This is a genomic window from Streptomyces sp. 1222.5, assembly GCF_900105245.1.
In the GTDB taxonomy this organism is placed as follows: Bacteria; Actinomycetota; Actinomycetes; order Streptomycetales; family Streptomycetaceae; genus Streptomyces; species Streptomyces albidocamelliae.
Window position 1 is genome coordinate 5,811,635 of record NZ_FNSZ01000001.1, and the last position, 15,705, is coordinate 5,827,339.

A 15,705-nucleotide genomic window follows, 5' to 3' on the forward strand; every position below is an offset into this window, starting at 1 on the left:
GGCTGCCGGCGGAGTGGTCCGAAGCCGTTGTGCCCTCGCCGCTCATGCCGCTTGATGCGCAGGAAGTGACGTCGGCCTGGAGCGACCCCTCACGATCGCAGCCAGCGCGGCGCTGACCTGCGATCGAGCGGCTCTCATTCGTCGACGTCAAGCCGTCTCATGGCGCCGTCGGCCGGCTACGCGGAGGACTGGCCGGAGCCGAGCATCCGGGCACGGTTCTCCGCGAGGACCTCCTGCACCTTGCGCTCGACCTCCGTCGGATCGACGCCCAGGGCGCGGCCCATGTGGATCGACCAGACCTCCGAGCGCACGTTGGTCTCGAAGTCGAGGTCGGCGCGGACGTTCTCACGGGCGGCCTGGCGATTCTGGCTCACCATCACGAAGGTGGACAGGAAGATCGCCTCCAGGCTGACGATCATGGTGAGCAGCCCGAAGGGAAAGGGGTCCCAGACGATCCCCTGACCGAACACGCCTTCGTTGCACACGATCCAGATCGTGAACCACGCCGCGTGGATGTAGACGAAGTGCATGGTGCCGGCGAACGCGGTGATCGCATCCGCGATCCGGTCCTCGGTCCCGCGCATCCGTGCGAGCACGTCCTGCTCGCGCCGCAGCCGCAGAGCCAGGCTGCCCGGACCACCCGGACGGCCCTGACCACCGGGGCCGCTCGCCGCACCGTCCATGCCCACTCCCGGCTGTCGTCCACGCCACCGGCCGACAGCGTACGGGCGGGCGGGTTCGAACCTCGTGACGACCGCCGGTGGACACACCCGAATGCGTCGCGTGGTCGAGCCGGGTGGGGCTGGTCGGGGCGGCGGTGTTCAGGCTGCGAGGCCTTCGATGGCGACAGGGAGGTGGCGGGGGCCGCGCAGCACCGCGTTGCCGCGGTACGGCGGCGGGTCCTCCAGCAGTTGGGAGAACTTCACGCGGCGGAACAGTTCGGGCACCGCCGTATGGAGTTCCATGCGGGCAAGGGGTGCGCCGAAGCAGTAGTGGATGCCGGTGTAGAACCCCAGGTGCTCGTTGTCCTTGCGGTCGGGGTCGAAGCGGTCGGGGTCCTCGAAGCGTTTGGAATCGCGGTTGGCCGCGGCCAGCATCAGCCAGACCGGTGAGCCCTTGGGGATCGTGGTGCCGGCGACGTCGAACGGGGGCTCGTAGCGCAGCACTTCCTCGATGAGGGGGACGGCCAGGTGAGGGTCGTGTTGGTCATCGCGTTGACGGTGGTCTCGTGGCCGGCGACCAGGAGCAGCGCTTCCTCCCCGTGCAGGGAGAAGACGTCCGGCGCGAGAAAGACGCACTGAGCGAATCCCTGGCAGCGGTTGAGATCAACGACACGCCCCATCTGGAACACGCTCTCGACGCGAAGTCGCAGTGGTTCAACGACGGCAACTTCACCGGCCTCGACGTGGAGAAAGATCTGCTCACGGGCGACAACGACGGCTCGGGCACCTACACGATCCCTGAGCACCCCGTCCGGCGCCGACTGCACGGCGTCGAGCGCTTCGTCACCACGCGCGGCGGCGAATACTTCTTCCTGCCGAGCATCAGCGCACTGCGCTGGCTGGCCGATCTCGACGGCTGACCTGCTCCCCGCCTGAGTGAAGAGTTCTCCCGCTCCACTCGGACATGTCGTCCTGCGGGCCGGTGCGCTGCTTACGGCAGCGGCAGTACGTCGTCGGCGCTGCGGGGTTCCTTACGCTCCTGGTCGTTGAGCTTGTGACGCAGAATCGAGGAGTTCCGGTACACCTCTTTGCGTACCCGCATGATGTTGCCCAGGGGACGGTGTTCCGCCGTCACCCGCCACGGATTGAAGGACAGGGTGTCCAGTTTCCTCAGGTTGTCCTCGCCGGAGATGTCCTGCCGTGGGATACGCAGCTTCGCCACGGTGACCGGTGGGGACAACTCCTCCGGCCATTCGACGGTGACGTCCTCCACCGGCATCCGCTCCAGGTCGGCACAGAGCTGGACCTGGATGTCGAATTCGTAGGGGCGTTCCCGCAGTTCGGAGACGACAGCCGGCCGGAAGACCTCCGGTGCCGAGGCCAGGTCGAGACTTCGCTGCTCCACCTTGTCGGCGAGGGCAGGGCTGGGCGCAAAGCTCACCTTGGCGATGTAGTCGCCGTGCCGCACGGAGCCCATGGTCCAGTAGGTCGACAGCAACAGGTTGACCAGCTGCCTTTGGGAGACGGTGAGGAAGGCGCGTAGCTCCTCCCACGCCCACTCCTCGGGAGGCAGCGTTCCCTTTCCCGTGACCCAGTCGTGCAGGAACCGGTGGAAGCCGGGCTTGCCGTCGGCGAGGTAGGTCGGCGCGCTCGTGACCAGGTCCTGGATGAAGTTGTAGTGCTCGACGGTGTTGCAGAAGAAGATCGGCGCATTGATGTTGGCGTAATCGAAGGTCCGCGTGTCGGGCTCGTCCTCCAGCAGAGTCGGGCCGTCGATGTCGAAGAGCTTCAGCGCCAGTCCGGTGACCGGGCCCAGCCGGGCATCGGTCCCGAGATGGCCCGATCCGTTGGAGAAGCGGACGAGGGCGTCGTGCCGTCCCGGTGTGGCGTAGATGCCCTGGGCGTATTCGGGCGGGAGTTGCTCCAGGATGTCCACCTCTCCCCTGACCAGGGCGTACCCCTTGGCATGCGCGGAGCGGACGGCTTGTCCGGTGCCCTCGGCTGTGAACGAGTCGGCGACGAACCGCCCCGAGTACTGCATGGCGATCTGCAGATTCTTGTCGAATGCGGGGTCATCGGATTCGATGTCCGGTGTGTATCTCACGAATTGCGTGGCCATGCTTCGACCGGTCCTTCATTGCTCGGTGCAGAATGCCGGAATGCGGTGGCAGGTCACTCCTGCGCCTCGTCGAGGAGGTTGTCGAAGGCCCTGGTGATCCGTTGCGCCCGGCGGATGTCGTTCACGCTGGCGTCCGGGTAGGCGGAGTACCAGCCGTCAGCCGTCGCCTGGTGCGCGGCGATGAAATCCGTGGTCTCCTTCGGATGATCATGAAGCCCGGGCCGGCCCTCACACTCTTCGAGGATTCAGGTGTCCCGGTCGCCGTCGTAGGCGGTGGCGAACAGCAGCCTCTTGTCGTCAACGCTACGCTGCCGGAAACATGCCATCCACCCCGCAACTGATGCGCCACACACCATCATTTACGTGAAGGGTTAACTACACCCTTCTCGTGTTGCGAGCGCTGCGTAGCCATCCGAACACGGAAATATAGCCGTGGGCCTGCGCTCAGAAGAGCAGTCCGAAAGCCCGGAAACGGGACTGGGCGTAGCGTGAAATGACGCGCCACATCTGCATTCGAAACCGCTGCGGCGGAGAGGCGGACTACGGCTGCCGAGCAGGCAGGTCGATGCTGTCCGGAGCGCCCGCCGACTTTCTCGGGCCGCCGCGAGACGAAAGGCCACCCATGTCTCCTTCCATGCGCGCGCTCGTGGCCGTGAAGGCCGGTGAGCCCGCTGATGTCCTGCGGCTGGAATCCCGGCCCGTTCCCACGCCGGCAGCCGGTCAGGCGCTGGTCCGTGTGGCGGCGACTCCGATCCACGCCAGTGATCTGCACGTGCTTCGTGGCCGCTACGGTTTCTCCCTCGAGTTCCCCGCTGTCGGCGGTCACATGGAATGCGTGGGCCGTGTCACGGCCCTGGGGCCGGACACCGAGGGACCGGAGGTCGGCGAGCGGGTGGTGGTCGCCGCGATCCCGGCGGTACCCGGGCCCCCGCCGGTCGGCACCTGGCAGGAGTACCTCGTGACCGACACGCACAGACTCCTGCCGGCCCCCGCCCCTCTGAGCGACTCCAGCGCCTGCCAGCTCGCCGTCAACCCGCTGACCGCACTGCTTCTCGTGACGCGCGAACTCGACTGTGAGCCCGGCGAATGGCTGCTCCAGACGGCGGCGGGCTCCACCGTCGGCCGCCTGGTCATCCAGCTGTGCGGGCATCTCGGCATCCGCACCATCAATGTCGTGCGGCGCCGCGCTGCCGTCGAGGAGATCAAGGCGCTCGGCGGTGACGAGGTCATCTGCACCGAGGACGAGGACCTCCTGCAGCGGGTGGCCGAGACAGCGGGACCGGCCGGCGTGCGCAAGGCGCTCGACTGTGTCGCGGGACCTGTGGGTGCCCAGGTGTCCCAGGCGCTGGCACCAGGAGGGCAGGTCGTGGTCTACGGTGCGCTCTCCACCCATCGGCAGACCGACCCGGCTGCGCTGACGATCCCGCTGCAGGCGCGCTCGGTCATCTACGAGACCAAGGCGGTCCGGGGCTTCTGGCTGAACCGCTGGTTCGGCACCGCCTCACCCGAGACTGCGCTGCACGCGCTGGCCCAGGTGAGCGATCTCGTCGCGGACGGGGTGCTGACCATCTCGGGAGGCCGGACGTTCCCGCTCGAACACTTCACCGAAGCCGTCACGCTGGCCGAGGCACCCGCCCACGGCACCAAGCCACTCTTCGTCTTCGAGGACGGCCAGCACGACGACGGGTAGGAAGCGGCTCTGCCCTCGTCGAGCCGGGCAGGATCAGGCGGGCGTCCGTGATCACATTCCGCCCGCCGCCCGCCGCCCGGCCCTGCGGCCGGCCCGTCCAGCCAACGGCCGCCCGTCCGCCCACCGCACGCCCTCCGGCCGACCCGCCCGTCCAGCCGGACCCGCCCGTCCGCCCACCCGCCTCCTCCCGGAAGGACCCGCTCATGGCCGGTTGGACGACCACCGACATTCCCGACCAGGCCGGCCGGGTGGCCGTGGTCAGCGGGGCCAACAGCGGGCTCGGGTACGTCACCGCGCGGGAGCTGGCACGCAAGGGGGCGCGGGTGGTGCTGGCGTGCCGGAGCGAGGAGCGCGGGGGCCGGGCCGCCGAGCGGCTGGCGGCGGAGGTGCCCGGAGCCCGGGTGGAGCCGGCCCGGCTCGATCTCGCGGACCTCGCGTCCGTGCGGGAGTTCGCCGGCCGGCTGCCGTACGACCGGCTCGATCTGCTCCTCAACAACGCCGGTCTGATGGCCGTACCGTACGGGACCACCGCCGACGGGTTCGAGACGCAGTTCGGCGTCAACCACCTCGGGCACTTCGCGCTCACCGGGCTGCTCCTGCCGAGGCTGCTCACCACCCCCGGCGCCCGGATCGTGACCGTCTCGAGCTTCCTGCACGCCCTCGCCAACATCGACATCCGGGACCTGGGCGGCGAGCGCGGATACCGGCGCTGGATCGCCTACGCCCGGTCCAAGACGGCGAATCTGCTCTTCACGCACGAGCTGGCCCGGCGCGTCGGCCGGCACGGCGGTGAGGTCGTCGCCGCCGCCGCGCACCCCGGGTACGCGGCCACCAACCTGCAGTCGGCCGGGCCGCGCGCCGAGGGGCGCCGGGGCGCCGAGCGGATGATGGAGGCCGCCAACCGGGTCTTCGCCCAGTCGGCCGAGGCCGGCGCGCTGCCCTCGCTGTACGCGGCGACCGCGCCAGGCGTACGGCCCGACTCCTTCTTCGGCCCCTCGTTCGCGATGTGGCGCGGCGCGCCCGCACCCTCCTGGCGGGCGCCGTGGACCCTCGACGACGAGGCGGCGCGACGGCTCTGGGCGGAGTCGGCCCGCCTGACCGGTGTGTCCTACGACGCCCTGAAGGAGTGAGCCGCCCCGTGTCGGTACCGGCTCAGGACGCACGCACCTCGTACGCCGTCACCCGGGCCGACGCGTCGTCCAGGCACGCCCCGCTGGCGAGGTCGAAGCGCTGCTTCAGCAGGGGGGAGGCGACGAACGGGCGGCCCTGATGGGTGCCGGTCAGGCCGCGCGAGAGGACGGCCGCGCCGGTGAACGGGTCGCGGTTGTCGATCGCGTACAGGCCGCCGGAGCGGTCGCGGAACAGGGCCACCTGGCGGCCGTCCGGCAGCAGCGCGGCCACTCCGCGGCCGGAGCCGAGCGCACTGAGGTCGCAGACCGTGAACCAGCCGTCGGACAAATGGAGTTGGATCTTCAGATCGGTGGTCTCGAGGGCCAGGGTCATCGCTGGGCACTTCCTTCCAGGACGTCTTCGGCGGACCGCATGCCGATCGACAGCAGCGGCAGGTCGGGCTTGATCTGGTCGCGTTCGGGAACGAAGGCGACGACCGGGTCCGGAGTGTCCGGGGCATTGACGAAGGACACGAACCGGGCGAGCTTCTCGGGGTCGTTGACGGTCTCGGCCCACTCGTCGCGGTAGTGCGCGACGTGCGCGGCCATCAGGGACTCCAGCTCCGCGCAGATGCCGAGCGAGTCGTGCACCACCACGTCCCGTACGTGGTCCAGGCCGCCGGGGATCCGCTCCAGCCAGGCCGAGGTGCGCTCCAGGCGGTCGGCGGTGCGGATGTAGAACATCAGGAACCGGTCGATCAGGCGCACCAGTTCGGCGTCGGACAGGTCCTGGGCGAGCAGGTCGGCGTGGCGCGGGGTGGCGCCGCCGTTGCCGCCGACGTACAGGTTCCAGCCGCCGGCGGTGGCGATCACCCCGAAGTCCTTCGACCGGGCCTCGGCGCACTCGCGCTGGCAGCCGGAGACCGCCGACTTCAGCTTGTGCGGGGAGCGCAGTCCCCGGTAGCGCAGCTCCAGGTCGATCGCCATGCGGACCGAGTCCTGCACGCCGTAGCGGCACCAGGTCTGCCCGACGCAGGACTTCACCGTGCGCAGCGACTTGCCGTAGGCGTGCCCGGACTCGAAGCCGGCGTCCACCAGGCGGGCCCAGATCAGCGGCAGCTGCTCGACCCGCGCGCCGAACATGTCGATCCGCTGTCCGCCGGTGATCTTCGTGTAGAGGCCGAAGTCCCGGGCGATCTCGCCGATCACGATCAGTTTCTCGGGCGCGATCTCCCCGCCGGGGATGCGTGGCACCACCGAGTACGAGCCGTTCTTCTGGAGGTTGGCGAGGAAGTGGTCGTTGGTGTCCTGGAGCGCGGCCTGTTCGCCGTCCAGGACGTAGCCGCTCGCGCCGATCGTGGGCGCGAGGGAGGCGATGATCGAGCCGACGGCCGGCTTGCAGACCTCGCAGCCCTCGCCGCCCCGGGCGCCCTCGCGGCCGTAGCGGTCCAGCAGGTCCCGGTACGAGGTGACACGCAGGGCGAGGACGATCTCGTACAGCTCCTCGCGGGTCCGGTCGAAGCAGCCGCACAGCCCCTTGTCGACCTCGACGCCCGCGGCCTCCAGCTCGGCGGTGACCAGTTGCCCGAGCACCTTCACGCAACTGCCGCAGCCGGTACCGGCCTTGGTGCACTTCTTCACCTCGGGCACGGTGGTGCACGCGTGCTCGGTGACCGCGCCGCGGATCGTGCCCTTGCTGACGTTGTGGCAGGAGCAGATGATCGCGTCGTCCGGCAGCGCGGACGGGCCGAGCGCCGCTCCCGAGCCGGCTCCGGCGGGCAGGACGAGCGACTCGGGGGAGACGGGCGGGACGGAGCCGGTGAGCGCGCGCAGGGTGCCGTACGCCTCCGCGTCGCCGACCAGGATGCCGCCGAGCAGGGTGCCGTCCGCCCCGATGACCAGCTTCTTGTACAGGCCCGCGCGGGAGTCGGAGTAGACGACGTCCAGGCAGTCGCCGGTGGCGCCGTGCGCGTCGCCGAAGGAGGCCACGTCCACGCCGAGCAGCTTCAGCTTGGTGGACAGATCGGCCCCCGTGAAGGACGCCTCGTCCCGGGCGATCGCCGCGGCGGCCGTCTCCGCCTGCTCGTAGCCGGGCGCCACCAGGCCGTACACCCGGCCGTCCGCGGCCTGCGCGCACTCGCCGATCGCGAACACGTGCGGGTCGGCGACCGTGCGGCAGCGCTCGTCGACGGCGATGCCGCCGCGCTCGCCGACCGTCAGACCGCAGTCCCGCGCGAGCTGATCGCGGGGGCGGACACCGGCGCTGAACACGACCATGTCGACCGCGAGTTCGGAACCGTCCGACAGCTTCATGCCGGTGACGGCGCCGTCGGTCCCGGTGACGATCTCCTGGGTGCCCGTGCCGGTGTGCACGGTCAGGCCCATGCCCTCGATGGTCCGCAGCAGCGCCGCGCCACCGCCGTCGTCGACCTGTACCGGCATCAGCCGGGGCGCGAACTCCACGATGTGGGTGGCCAGTCCGAGGCCGTTCAGGGCGCCGGCCGCCTCCAGGCCGAGCAGGCCGCCGCCGACCACGGCGCCGGTGACGGCCCGGGACCGCGCGTACTCCTCGATGGCGAGCAGGTCCTCGATGGTCCGGTAGACGAAGCAGCCGGCCGCGTCCTTGCCCGGCACCGGCGGAACGAACGGGTAGGAGCCGGTGGCCAGCACCAGGACGTCGTAGCCGACGACGAGCCCGGAGCGCGCGGTCACCTTGCGGGACTCGCGGTCGATCGTCTCCGCCGGGTCCCCGAGGTACAGCTCGATGCCGTGGGTCCTGAGGAACTCCCCGTCGGTCAGGGAGAGGTCGTCGGGTGTCCGCCCCGAGAAGTACGAGGTCAGCTGCACGCGGTCGTAGGCCGGGCGCGGCTCCTCGCACAGGACGACCACGCGGTGCGTGGCGGTCAGGCCGCGCTCGGCGAGTGCTTCGAGGAAGCGCTGGCCGACCATGCCGTGCCCGACGAGCACGATCGTGGGGCGGTCCCCGGCGGGTGCGGTCGTGGACATCAGGAGCCTCCGTCGTTGGTGAGCAGGTGGAGCAGGGGGCCGCCGTCGGACGGGAGCGGCTCTGCTCCCTCCCAGGCGCGGGCGAGCGCGCCGACGGTGCCGAGTTCGCCGACCAGGACCCCGCCCACCAGCCGGTCGTCGCGGACGACGACCTTGCGGTAGGTGCCCCGGGTGGCGTCGGCGAGCCGCACCACGTCGTCGCCGGGACGGGCCTCGGTCTCGCCGAACGCGGCGAGGTCGAAGGGGGAGCCCGGGCCCGTGAGGGTCAGCCGGGTCAGGGAACGGGTGCCGCGGTACCGGACGCCGGCCGGGCCCGCGAGCAGCCCGGCGAGCACGTCGGCCTGTTCCAGCGCGGGGGCGGCCAGGCCGTAGACCGTGCCGTCGTGCTGGGCGCAGTCGCCGACGGCGTGGATGTGCGGGTCGGAGGTGCGCAGCTCGTCGTCCACGACGACGCCCTTGCGGACGGTGAGCCCCGCCTGCTCCGCCAGGCCGGTGCGCGGGCGCACCCCGCAGGCGACCACGACGAGGTCGGCGTCGAGGGCGTACCCGTCGGCCAGTTCCACGGAGCGGACCGCGCCGGCGACGCAGCGCACGTCCCGCACCCGGCACTCGGTGTGCACCTCGACGCCGAGGTCGGTCAGGTGCCGCCGCACCAGCCGGGAGGCGTCGGGGTCCAGCTGGCGTTCCATGAGGCGTTCGGCCTGCTGGGCGAGGACCACCTGGGCGCCGCGCACGGCGAGCGCCCGGGCGGCGGAGACCCCCAGCAGGCCGCCGCCGATGACGACGGCGCGCAGTCCCGGCCGGACCGCCTTGGCCAGCCCCAGGCAGTCGTCCATGGTGCGGAACGCGTGTGCGCCCTCGGGCAGCTGGTGGTCGGCGGTGAACAGGCCGCGCAGCGGCGGCAGCACCGGGTTGGAGCCGGTGGCCAGGACCAGCGTGTCGTAGGCGATCCGGGTGCCGTCGGCGCAGGCGACGGTCCGGGCGGTCCGGTCGATCCCGGTGACGCGGGCGCGCAGCAGGCCCTGAGGTGCCGGCAGGCCGATCACCTCCGGGGCGTACCGGCCGGCCAGCACCTCGGCGAGCAGCACCCGGTTGTAGGGGGCGTGTTCCTCCTCGCCGACCAGCAGCGCGGGCGTGCCCAGGTCGCCGAGCCGCCGGGCGAGCCGTACGCCCGCGAGGCCGGCGCCGATCACCACCACACGCGTTTTCGAGGTCATGTCCCGAGCGTGCGGCCCCGACGTTTCCCGGCAGCATCACCTCTGTTTCCCGGGAGGAACGCTGCCCTCAGCGGCAGGCGGCGGGGGGTGTGAGGGGACCGGGGGCGCTCGGCGGCGGCGGGTGGGTGTGCCGGGACCGGGCGCCGAGCCTCAGAAGCCGTTCAGATACGTGGACGGCACACGCATCCTCTGCCTAGGGTCGCGATCATGCCCGACATACCCGTGACCGTCGTCGCCCTGCTCTGCGTGGCCTCCCTCGCGGCCGGCTGGATCGACGCGGTGGTCGGCGGGGGCGGACTGCTGCTGTTGCCGGCCCTGCTGCTGGGCCTGCCCTCGGCCACCCCGGCCGCGACGGCGCTGGGCACCAACAAGGCGATCGCGATCGTCGGCACCACGGGCGCCGCCGTGACCTACGCCCGCCGGGCGCCGGTGGACGTCGGCACGGCCGTGCGCATCGGCCTCGCCGCGCTGGCGGGTTCCTCGGCGGGCGCGTTCTTCGCGGCCGGGATGAGTACGGAGGTCCTCAAGCCGGTGATCATGGTGGTGCTGCTCGGGGTGGCCGCCTTCGTGATCCTGCGTCCCGCCTTCGGCACGGCCCCGGCCCCGGGCCCCGCCGGCCGGCGCCGCAAGCTCGCCGCGATCGGCCTGGCCGGCCTGGGCATCGGCTTCTACGACGGTCTGATCGGCCCCGGCACCGGCACGTTCCTGGTCCTCGCGCTGACCGCGGTCCTGCGGCTGGACCTGGTCAGCGCCTCCGCCACCGCCAAGATCGTCAACTGCTGCACCAACGCGGGCGCCCTGGCCATGTTCGCCTGGCAGGGCACGGTGCTGTGGCGCCTCGCGCTGCTGCTCGCCGTCTTCAACCTCGCAGGCGGCATGCTCGGCGCCCGCACCGCGCTCAAGCGCGGCAGCGGTTTCGTCCGGGTGGTCCTGCTGACGGTCGTCCTCGGCCTGGTGGCGAACCTGGCCTACGAGCAGTGGGCCGCCTGACCGCGCAGCAGGTCGACCAGCCCGGTGGTGTCCTCGTCCCCGTGCCGGCGGCGAGCCGCCGGCTCGGAGAAGGTGCCGCGGGTCGAGTACTCGCTCACCGGCCGGGGCGCCCTGCTGAACGAGGCCCTGGCGCCGCTCGGGGCCTGGGGCGGGGAGCACGTGCTCGGCGCCGGGCCGGCCGCGCGCCGAGGGGTCAGCGGGAGCCCGTCAGATGGGCGAAGACCACCACGTTGCCCTGGTAGCCGGTGGTTCTCGAGTAGCCGCCGCCGCAGGTGATGACGCGGAGTTCGGGGCGGGCGGCGGCGCCGTAGACCTTCTCGTCGGGGAAGTCGCGGGCGGAGTACACCTCGACCGCGTCCACCGTGAACACGGCCACGGAGCCGTCCCGGCGGTCCACCTCGATGCGGGCGCCGCGTTTGAGGGCGCCGAGGTCGTAGAAGACGGCGGGGCCCTCGGTGTTGTCGACGTGCCCGGCGAGGATCGCGGTGCCCGTCTCACCGGGCATGGTGCCGGCCTCGTACCAGCCGGCGAGGTTCTTCTGGTCCGCGGGCGGCGCGTCCAGGCTGCCGGACGGAGTGAGGGCCAGGCCCGTCAGCGGGGCGTTCACGCGGATCGCGGGGATGCGGACCCGGGTCGGCGGGGACGGTGCGAGCGCCGGCGCCGCGAGCCGCTCGTCCGCCGGATCGGGCCGGCCCTCGGCCGGCGACGGCTGCGGTGGGGTGTGCGCGCCGGCACCGCCGCCGAGCAGCCACACCCCCGAACCGAGGGCCACGACGGTGACCGCGGCTATGGCGGTGTCGCCGAGCCGGTGGAACCTGGCTCGCGTGCGCATGCGAACCCCTCTCCCGGGGGCGGACCCCCGAAGGCCCTCCCCCTCCGGGCCGCGAGGGGCATCGGACCCGGAGGGGGTGGGACTGCGGTACCTGCGGACGGACAGCGGAGGGTGTCCGTCAGATCCCGTCGCCTCTCGCCCGGCGATGCAGGAGCCAGGTACCGCCCGCGGCGGCGACGGCCAGAGCCGCCACACCCGCCGTGGTCTGCGCGGGGTCGGTGCCGAGTGCGCCACCGGCCCCCGTCTTCACGCTTCCTTTCGGCTGCACGCCGCCGGCCGCCTGCTCGTGCGCCGCGCTCAGCGCCACCACCAGGTCGCCCTTCACCTGCCGGTCGCCCTCCGCGCACTTGGCGACGATCTCGTACGTCCCCGGCTGCGCGCTCTCCGGCACCTTGAACTGGCCGATGGCCTCGCCCTCGTGCGTGCTGGGCGCCAGCGTGAAGGTGCCGGCGCCGACCGCGCCCGCGTCCCCGGTCGCGGAGCCCTTGTCGCCGCACGCGGCGGTGTTCACCGTGACCTGGGCACCCGGGGCCACCGTCGAGGGGTACACGTCCAGGCTGTCGGTACCGGCGGCGTGAGCGGGTGCCGCGGCTGCCAAGGCGAGCGCGGTACCGGTCAGCAGACGGGCGGTGCGGCGCATGGTGCTCCCCGAAGCTTGTCCGACTCGTGCCCTTCCGAGGTAAGTGGCTCGGGGGCCCGGCCGCTTCCCGGGAGGACGCCGGGGATTGCGGAGAACGGGTGTCGGCCGGGCCCCCGGACGGGCTAGCGCTTCCGGGGTTCGGGCAGGTCATGGGCGTGTGCGGAGGCTTCGGAAGGTTGCGGTATGAAAAGCACACGAATGGAGCGGTGAGCACCGGTGAACGGGTGACGGAGCGTCAAGGCGGGAGGGGCGCCTCCGCGGGTGCCGGGGACCGGCCGGGCCCCGCCCGCGAGCAGGGGGACGCCGAAGGCCGGTGCCCGCGGGGGCACCGGCCTCGTGTCGTCGGCGACGGGTCAGTTGACGTTGACCGCGCTCCACGCGGCGGCCACCGCGTTGTACTCGGCGCTCCCCGCGCCGTAGAGGTCCTTCGCCGCGTTGAGGGTGGCGGTCCTGGCCCCCGCGTAGTTCGTCGAGGAGGTCATGTAGACCGTCAGCGCCCGGTACCAGATCTTGCCGACCTTGTCCCGGCCGATGCCGGCGACGGTGGAGCCGTTGGCGGTCGGCGAGTCGTAGGCGACGCCGTTGATGGTCTTCGCGCCGCTGCCCTCGGCGAGGAGGTACGCGAAGTGGTTGGCCACGCCCGAGGAGTAGTGGACGTCGAGGTTGCCGACCGAACTGCTCCAGTAGTCGGCCGAGTTGCCGTCCTTGGACGGCTTGTCCATGTAGCGCAGCGCGGTCTTGCCGAAGCCGGAGCGGACGATCTTCTCGCCGATGAGGTAGTCACCGGTGTCGGAGGAGTTGTTCGCGTACCACTCGACCATCGTGCCGAGGATGTCGGAGGTGGCCTCGTTCAGGCCGCCGGACTCGCCCGAGTAGGTCAGCGCGGCCGACTTGGACGTCACGCCGTGGGTCATCTCGTGCCCGGCGACGTCGAGGGCGACCAGCGGGCCGAAGGTGGTCCCGTCGCCGTCGCCGTACGTCATGCAGAAGCAGCTGTCGTCCCAGAAGGCGTTGTTGTAGTTGTTGCCGTAGTGGACGCGGTTGTAACTGCCCTTGCCGTCGCCCGCGATGCCGTTGCGGCCGTGGACGTTCTTGTAGTAGTCCCAGGTCTCGTTGGTGCCGTACTGGGCGTCGACGGCGGCCGAGGAGCGGTCGGCGGTGGTGCCCGTGCCCCAGTGGTTGTCGGCGTCCGTGAACAGGGTCGCGGGCGCGCGGCTGAAACAGATGCCGAAGATGCACAGGTCGGTCTTGTTGGCCGCGTCACCGGTGTAGGTGTTGCCGCGCGTCGGGTCCTTGAGCTGGAACGTCGACCCCGACTGGGTGGTCTCCAGCGCGACGGTGCCGCCGTACAGGGACTTGCCGTCGCCGGTGGCCGTCTCGATGTTGTCCCACGCGTCGATCCGGGCGCCGGTGCGCGCGTCGGTCAGCACCGTGCGGGCGACCGGGTTGCCGAGCGAGTCGAGGCCGGCGGCGTCGGTGCGCCAGGCGAGCCTCGGCGCACCGTGCAGGGCGTCGACCACCAGCTCCGGCCTGGCCTTCACCTGCTTCAGCTGCTCGCCGAGGTTGGCGGCGCGCAGGGCGTTCACCGCGAGGTCGGCGGCCTTCTGGCCGGAGATCTTCGGGACCACGGAGGCCAGGGATATCCGGCCGCGTGTCGCCCGGTCGGCGCTGCGGTAGCCGCCGTCCGCCGCCAGGTGGACGACGAAGTCGCCGCCCAGCACCGGCAGTCGGTGGTACGTGCGGTCGTAACGGACGTGCTGGGTGCCGTCCTTGTCCACGATCACGTCCCGCACGCTGGTGTCCTCGGCGGAGGTGAGGCCGAGGCCCGCGGCGTGGGCGAGCAGTGCCGAGGCCGCGTTCTGGATCGCGGTGGCCCGGGTCGGTCTGCCGTCGGCGTGGGCGGCGGGGGCGAGAGCGGTGACCATCAGGGCCGCCGTGCTGACGGCGACGCCGGTGGTGGCGAGACGACGGGTTCCGCGGACGTGCTGACGTATCCGGCTCATCAGTCTCCTTGGGGAGGCGCCAGGTTGGAGGTGGGGGTGGCGCTGGCAACCCCTGAGATTTAAGGGGCCATGACATGTCATGTCCATAGGGCGTTCATGGAGATGTGTGGGGAGGCGGCGGGGGTACAGAATCGTTTCCGTGAGCACTGAGGACCCCGAGCCGCTCCCCTTCTTCGTGTACGGCACCCTCCGCCGCGGCGAGGCGAACCACGATCTCTACCTGCGCGGCCGGACCTCGGCGGAGGAACCGGGCCGCCTCCCGGGCGCCGTGCTGTACGACGGCCCCGGCTACCCCTACGCCGTCGAGCGGCCCGGTGACGAGGTGCGGGGAGAACTGGTGACCGCACGCCCCGAGGCGTACGCGGACCTGCTGGCCGCCCTGGACCGGCTGGAGGAGTACGTGCCGGGCGACCCGCGCAACCTGTACCTGCGCGTCGCCCGGGACGTCGTACGCGCCGACGGCGGTACCGTCCGCGCCTGGGTCTACCTGGCCGCCCCGGGGGTGGCCGCCCGGCTGCGCGCCCGCGGCACCCGCATCGAGGGCGGTGACTGGCTCACCCGCCGCTGAGCCGGCCCAGCAGCTCCAGCCCCTCGGGCACCTCGATCCCGAACTCCTCCGCCACCACGCGCCGTGCCTCCGCCTCGCCGGCCAGCTCACGCACGGCCACCGTGCCGTCGGCGCGGGTCTCGGTCAACCGGGCTCCGTCCAGGGCGAGATGACGCTCGGCGGTGGTCCGCTGAAGGTACGGCCGGCGGGTGAACGGGGAGCGCGGGTTGCTGCCGACGTGCCAGTTGAACACCTCGAAGTCCGCGGCCGTGAACGGCTCCAGCGTGAACGCGTACTGGCTCACCCAGTCCCGCGCCGCCCCGTCGTACGCCTGCAACGCCCACAGTTCCAGCGGCCCGTCGTGCGGCAGGCGCGTGAAGCGGTGCCGGCGTCCCCCGTCCTCGAACTCCTCGCCGACCGTCAGCGGCACCGGCGCCAGCAGCGCCCCGATCGCCCCGAAACCGACATCGGCCAGATACGGCAGCGGCTCGCCCGGCACCTCGACCCGGAGCATCGCGTGCGTACGCGGCCGGCTCTCCGGGGTGTCCGCCCCCAGCACCACCCGCCCCGCCAGCGGGGTCACCCGGAGACCGAGCGCCTCCAGCGCCAGCCGCAGCAGGGTGTTGTGCTCGTAGCAGTAGCCGCCGCGCCGTCCGTGGACCATCTTGGCCACCACGTCGGCGGGTGCCAGCGACGGGACCCTGCCGGACACCGGGTCCAGGTTCTCGAAGGGCAGCGCCAGGGCGTGCGCCAGATGCACACCCCGCAGCGTCGAAAGGTCGGCCCGTGTGCCGCCCGCCCAGCCGATGCGCTCCAGATAGGCGTCGAGGTCGAACTTCTCCCGGTCGGACATACCGCGAATCTACGCGTGCCCCCCTCCGCCCCGCACC

Annotated in this window: 14 protein-coding genes and 2 pseudogenes; 5 read left to right on the forward strand and 11 right to left on the reverse strand. The window is 71.8% G+C overall.

All coding sequences use genetic code 11. The features are described from left to right. Nucleotides 1-176: 176 nt before the first annotated feature. From BLW57_RS26185 to BLW57_RS42515, 3 genes and pseudogenes are all read right to left on the reverse strand, one after another. Entirely contained in the window at nucleotides 177-683 is a 507-nt protein-coding gene (locus BLW57_RS26185) for a DUF1003 domain-containing protein (protein ID WP_093477838.1), read from the reverse strand. A 138-nt stretch (nucleotides 684-821) separates the two neighbouring features. Beyond that, nucleotides 822-1,249: pseudogene (locus BLW57_RS26190) on the reverse strand (cytochrome P450); the annotation flags it as partial. Then, nucleotides 1,244-1,342 (reverse strand): annotated as a pseudogene (locus BLW57_RS42515) (ferredoxin); the annotation flags it as partial. The pseudogenes BLW57_RS42515 and BLW57_RS26190, both read right to left, overlap by 6 nt. Before the next feature lie 63 nt (nucleotides 1,343-1,405). Here BLW57_RS42515 and BLW57_RS42520 point away from each other — a divergent pair. Next, nucleotides 1,406-1,582: a hypothetical protein gene (locus BLW57_RS42520; protein ID WP_256339591.1), complete on the forward strand. Its 177-nt coding sequence runs from the start codon at nucleotides 1,406-1,408 to the stop codon at nucleotides 1,580-1,582. Between the two features lie 71 nt (nucleotides 1,583-1,653). Here the strand turns inward: BLW57_RS42520 and BLW57_RS26195 are convergent, their stop codons facing one another. Further along, complete coding sequence (locus tag BLW57_RS26195; RefSeq protein ID WP_093477840.1) at nucleotides 1,654-2,781, reverse strand: catalase family protein; 1,128 nt, start codon at nucleotides 2,779-2,781, stop codon at nucleotides 1,654-1,656. Nucleotides 2,782-3,403: 622 nt separating this feature from the next. Between BLW57_RS26195 and BLW57_RS26200 the strand changes: the two genes are divergently transcribed. Next, a complete protein-coding gene (locus BLW57_RS26200) occupies nucleotides 3,404-4,471 on the forward strand; it encodes a zinc-dependent alcohol dehydrogenase family protein (RefSeq protein ID WP_256339592.1) in 1,068 nt (355 codons plus the stop codon). Nucleotides 4,472-4,674: 203 nt separating this feature from the next. Beyond that, entirely contained in the window at nucleotides 4,675-5,601 is a 927-nt protein-coding gene (locus BLW57_RS26205; protein WP_093477843.1) for an oxidoreductase, read from the forward strand. A gap of 22 nt (nucleotides 5,602-5,623) precedes the next feature. On the opposite strand, the gene nirD is transcribed toward BLW57_RS26205, so the two are convergent. From nirD to BLW57_RS26220, 3 genes are read right to left on the reverse strand one after another with little or no spacing between them, the layout of a single operon-like run. Further along, on the reverse strand, nucleotides 5,624-5,974 hold the full coding sequence (nirD, locus tag BLW57_RS26210; RefSeq protein ID WP_093477844.1) for a nitrite reductase small subunit NirD: 351 nt from the start codon (nucleotides 5,972-5,974) through the stop codon (nucleotides 5,624-5,626). After that, entirely contained in the window at nucleotides 5,971-8,586 is a 2,616-nt protein-coding gene (gene nirB / locus BLW57_RS26215; RefSeq protein ID WP_093477846.1) for a nitrite reductase large subunit NirB, read from the reverse strand. The genes nirD and nirB overlap by 4 nt, the downstream gene beginning before the upstream one ends. Next, nucleotides 8,586-9,803 (reverse strand): NAD(P)/FAD-dependent oxidoreductase, encoded by a 1,218-nt coding sequence (locus BLW57_RS26220; protein ID WP_093477847.1) that lies wholly within the window; start codon nucleotides 9,801-9,803, stop codon nucleotides 8,586-8,588. The genes nirB and BLW57_RS26220 overlap by 1 nt, the downstream gene beginning before the upstream one ends. A 207-nt stretch (nucleotides 9,804-10,010) precedes the next feature. Between BLW57_RS26220 and BLW57_RS26225 the strand changes: the two genes are divergently transcribed. Then, nucleotides 10,011-10,793, forward strand: a complete 783-nt coding sequence (locus tag BLW57_RS26225) for a sulfite exporter TauE/SafE family protein (protein WP_093477849.1) — start codon at nucleotides 10,011-10,013, stop codon at nucleotides 10,791-10,793. Nucleotides 10,794-10,986: 193 nt separating this feature from the next. On the opposite strand, the gene BLW57_RS26235 is transcribed toward BLW57_RS26225, so the two are convergent. The 3 genes from BLW57_RS26235 to BLW57_RS26245 all read right to left on the reverse strand — a co-directional run bounded on the left by BLW57_RS26235 (nucleotide 10,987) and on the right by BLW57_RS26245 (nucleotide 14,268). Then, nucleotides 10,987-11,625, reverse strand: coding sequence for a class F sortase (locus tag BLW57_RS26235; RefSeq protein ID WP_093477850.1), 639 nt, complete (start codon nucleotides 11,623-11,625; stop codon nucleotides 10,987-10,989). Between the two features lie 118 nt (nucleotides 11,626-11,743). Then, the gene (locus BLW57_RS26240; protein ID WP_093477852.1) at nucleotides 11,744-12,265 is read right to left on the reverse strand and encodes a hypothetical protein; all 522 of its coding nucleotides are present in this window, start codon (nucleotides 12,263-12,265) and stop codon (nucleotides 11,744-11,746) included. Between the two features lie 353 nt (nucleotides 12,266-12,618). After that, nucleotides 12,619-14,268, reverse strand: a complete 1,650-nt coding sequence (locus BLW57_RS26245; protein WP_093477853.1) for a M4 family metallopeptidase — start codon at nucleotides 14,266-14,268, stop codon at nucleotides 12,619-12,621. Nucleotides 14,269-14,407: 139 nt separating this feature from the next. On the opposite strand from BLW57_RS26245, the gene BLW57_RS26250 reads away from it, so the two are divergent. Then, nucleotides 14,408-14,836 carry a gamma-glutamylcyclotransferase family protein gene (locus BLW57_RS26250; protein WP_093477855.1) on the forward strand — a complete coding sequence of 143 codons (429 nt, stop codon included), beginning with the start codon at nucleotides 14,408-14,410 and terminating at the stop codon, nucleotides 14,834-14,836. On the opposite strand, the gene BLW57_RS26255 is transcribed toward BLW57_RS26250, so the two are convergent. Next, a complete protein-coding gene (locus BLW57_RS26255; protein WP_093477856.1) occupies nucleotides 14,823-15,668 on the reverse strand; it encodes an arylamine N-acetyltransferase family protein in 846 nt (281 codons plus the stop codon). The two genes, BLW57_RS26250 and BLW57_RS26255, sit on opposite strands and share 14 nt — an antisense overlap. Nucleotides 15,669-15,705 lie beyond the last annotated feature (37 nt).

Excerpts from the sequence above, each read along its gene's own strand:
- nirB (WP_093477846.1), bottom strand. The coding sequence starts at position 8,586 with ATGTCCACGACCGCACCCGCCGGGGACCGCCCCACGATCGTGCTCGTC.
- BLW57_RS26205 (WP_093477843.1), top strand. The coding sequence starts at position 4,675 with ATGGCCGGTTGGACGACCACCGACATTCCCGACCAGGCCGGCCGGGTG.
- nirD (WP_093477844.1), bottom strand. The coding sequence starts at position 5,974 with ATGACCCTGGCCCTCGAGACCACCGATCTGAAGATCCAACTCCATTTG.
- BLW57_RS26185 (WP_093477838.1), bottom strand. The coding sequence starts at position 683 with ATGGACGGTGCGGCGAGCGGCCCCGGTGGTCAGGGCCGTCCGGGTGGT.
- BLW57_RS26200 (WP_256339592.1), top strand. The coding sequence starts at position 3,404 with ATGTCTCCTTCCATGCGCGCGCTCGTGGCCGTGAAGGCCGGTGAGCCC.
- BLW57_RS26195 (WP_093477840.1), bottom strand. The coding sequence starts at position 2,781 with ATGGCCACGCAATTCGTGAGATACACACCGGACATCGAATCCGATGAC.
- BLW57_RS26225 (WP_093477849.1), top strand. The coding sequence starts at position 10,011 with ATGCCCGACATACCCGTGACCGTCGTCGCCCTGCTCTGCGTGGCCTCC.
- BLW57_RS26240 (WP_093477852.1), bottom strand. The coding sequence starts at position 12,265 with ATGCGCCGCACCGCCCGTCTGCTGACCGGTACCGCGCTCGCCTTGGCA.
- BLW57_RS26235 (WP_093477850.1), bottom strand. The coding sequence starts at position 11,625 with ATGCGCACGCGAGCCAGGTTCCACCGGCTCGGCGACACCGCCATAGCC.
- BLW57_RS26245 (WP_093477853.1), bottom strand. The coding sequence starts at position 14,268 with ATGAGCCGGATACGTCAGCACGTCCGCGGAACCCGTCGTCTCGCCACC.
- BLW57_RS26255 (WP_093477856.1), bottom strand. The coding sequence starts at position 15,668 with ATGTCCGACCGGGAGAAGTTCGACCTCGACGCCTATCTGGAGCGCATC.
- BLW57_RS26220 (WP_093477847.1), bottom strand. The coding sequence starts at position 9,803 with ATGACCTCGAAAACGCGTGTGGTGGTGATCGGCGCCGGCCTCGCGGGC.